Consider the following 229-nt stretch of genomic DNA (forward strand, 5'->3'; position numbering starts at 1 on the left):
GGGCGTTGCGGGCCGGGGATGAGGTTGGTTGTGCGGTGGTGGAGGAGCTGATGTTGCAGGCGCCTGTGGTGGTGCCTGCGGTGTCGGGTCTGCGGGTGCAGGTGGTGGTGGACGAGGCGGCTGAGGACGGGCGGCGGGGTATTCAGGTCTACAGCCGTCCCGATGCCGATGCCGATGGTGGGGGCGGGGACGGCTCGTGGGTCTGCCACGCAACCGGCGTACTCACTCC

The 229-nt window shown here is 69.9% G+C and carries 1 protein-coding gene; it reads left to right on the plus strand.

Features of this window, described 5'->3' with window-relative positions; genetic code table 11:
- Positions 1-35: 35 nt before the first annotated feature.
- Positions 36-229, plus strand: a 194-nt coding sequence (locus AOK03_RS43520) for a hotdog family protein (protein WP_208609589.1), incomplete at its 3' end; no start/stop codon positions are given.

Origin of the sequence: Streptomyces atriruber (assembly GCF_001418325.1) — a bacterium.
GTDB classification, from domain to species: Bacteria; Actinomycetota; Actinomycetes; order Streptomycetales; family Streptomycetaceae; genus Streptomyces; species Streptomyces atriruber.